The 2,248-nt window shown below is 67.8% G+C and carries 2 protein-coding genes; both read right to left on the reverse strand.

The features are described from left to right. Positions 1 to 97 precede the first annotated feature (97 nt). Complete coding sequence (locus VN378_RS04020) at positions 98 to 1,003, reverse strand: methyltransferase type 11 (protein ID WP_325741213.1); 906 nt, start codon at positions 1,001 to 1,003, stop codon at positions 98 to 100. Between the two features lie 99 nt (positions 1,004 to 1,102). Beyond that, a complete protein-coding gene (locus VN378_RS04025; protein ID WP_325741215.1) occupies positions 1,103 to 1,975 on the reverse strand; it encodes a MoxR family ATPase in 873 nt (290 codons plus the stop codon). Positions 1,976 to 2,248 lie beyond the last annotated feature (273 nt).

The following is a 2,248-nucleotide window of genomic DNA, read 5'->3' on the forward strand; positions in this document are numbered from 1 at the left end:
GACGGGGGGCGGCCAAGGTCTGATCCTGCTCTCGTGGGCAGGGTTGGTGACGCATCAGGGCGATGCGATCAAGGGCGAAGCCTCGGCGCCGGCGCGCTTATTCGCCGACGTTGAGGGTGACCAGGTCCTTCGCATCCTCGAAGGCGCGGCCGCGATTGGTGTCCTTTGACCGGACGGTGGCCACGACCAGAGGGCCGCCGACGGGGCCCCGCGCCTCATAGCCGACCAGACGCCAGCCCGATTCCTGGTCCCGGTTGTCGGTCAGGATCCAGCTGGCGCGCGTGGCGTCGCCGCCGCCGCTGGTGCGGATTTCGGCGGCGTCGTTGCGGGCGTTGACGCTGACGCTGTCGCCGCCGTCCGACGATCCGCGGACGCGGGCCGAGCCGTCGCTGTCGTTGGCGTCGATGTGGAAGCCGCCGATGCGGACGCTGGCCTGATCGCCCCTGGTCTCGATGTGCATGCCCGGGAGGCGCACGGTGGCGTCGTCGCCGTTGGCGTCGATCATCACGCCGGGCGCGCGGACCGTGGCGCGATCGGCGCTGGCGGCGGCGCGATCCGCCGCGCCGGCGGCTGCGTCGGCGGCTACAGCGGCCGTGTCGGCGGCGGCCTGGGCGGCGTCCGCCTGCACGCGGGCCTTCTCGGCGTCGGCCGCGGCTTTCAACTGGGCGACGGCGGCCGGCAGCAAGCCCGACAGGCGGGTCTCGAAAGCCTCGAGCACCTCGGCCGGATCTTCTCCGTCGAGGGGGATGAGGTGCAGGCTGACCTCGGCGCCCTTGCGTCCGACATAGGTGCAGACCGTTCCGCCGGCCTGGGCCGAACCCTTGCGGGTCAGGGAGCCCATGGTCTGCGGGCACTGCAGGGCGTCGACGACCTTGAGCACGCCCTTGGCGTCATTGTTCTCGCCGCGGGTCGAGGAGATGCGCACCGAGTTGTCGCCGTCGCAGGCGGAGGTCAGCGCGGCGAGGGCGCAGACGGTCGTTACAAGAAGGGGACGAAGGGTCATCGTCGGGGAGTCCTGTTCGTATTTCATCCTGCGCGCGCCGGTCCCGGAATCCAGTGAAATCGCGGTAAGGGGGGTGTTCAAACTGTCTCCCTGATGTGTTCAGCCGCCCGGCCGCGCGCCTTCGCGGCGGCTGAGGAAGGCGAGGCGTTCGAACAGATGGACGTCCTGCTCGTTCTTCAGAAGGGCGCCGTGCAGGGGCGGGATCAGTTTGTTGGGCGTCTTCTCGCGCAGGGTCTCCGGATCGATGTCGTCGACCAGCAGCAGCTTCAGCCAGTCCAGAAGTTCCGAGGTCGAGGGTTTCTTCTTCAGGCCCGGGGTGTCGCGGATCTCGTAGAAGGTCTTCAGCGCTTCCGAGACGAGGCGCGGCTTGATGCCGGGAAAGTGGACCTCGACGATGGCGCGCATCGTCGCGTCGTCGGGGAAGCGGATGTAGTGGAAGAAGCAGCGGCGCAGAAAGGCGTCCGGCAGCTCCTTTTCGTTGTTGGAGGTGATGACGACGACGGGGCGGACCTCGGCGCGGATGGTCTCGTCCGTCTCCTGGACGTAGAACTCCATGCGGTCGAGTTCCTGCAACAGGTCGTTGGGGAATTCGATGTCGGCCTTGTCGATCTCGTCGATCAGCAGGACGGGACGGGCGGGAGCGGTGAAGGCTTCCCACAGCTTGCCGGGCTTGAGGTAGTTGCGCACGTCGTGGACGCGTTCCTCGCCCAGCTGGCTGTCGCGAAGGCGGGAGACGGCGTCGTATTCGTACAGGCCGTTGTGGGCCTTGGTCGTGGACTTGATGTGCCAGGTGATCAGGGGGGCGTTCATGGCCCGGGCGATCTCATACGCCAGCACGGTCTTGCCGGTGCCCGGCTCGCCCTTGATCAGCAGGGGGCGTTCGAGGGCGACCGCGGCGTTGACCGCGATCTTGAGGTCGTCGGTGGCGATGTAGTTCGAAGTGCCTTCGAAGCGGTCGGTCGAACGGGACATGGCGGTTCCGGTTGGGGTTTGTTCCGGGTTAGCGAAGGCGGGGCGGGTTAACAACGATCATGTGGGGGGTGAAGGGTTAGAGGCGAGGGATGCAGCTCGATCGTCAAAGACCGGGCGTGCGTCATCGTCTTGCCGGCGTCGCCGCCGGAAAGGTGGGGAGGTGGCGGAGCGCGGGCGGCTATGCCCGGAACCGTGATGTGGCCCCCTGCTTTCGCGTTACGGGGACCGGAATGTGTTTTCGGCGTCGCCGCCTTCGCTCCGCGTGATCGCGGC

The sequence above is a fragment of the Brevundimonas sp. genome (assembly GCF_035561115.1).
Lineage (GTDB): Bacteria > Pseudomonadota > Alphaproteobacteria > Caulobacterales > Caulobacteraceae > Brevundimonas.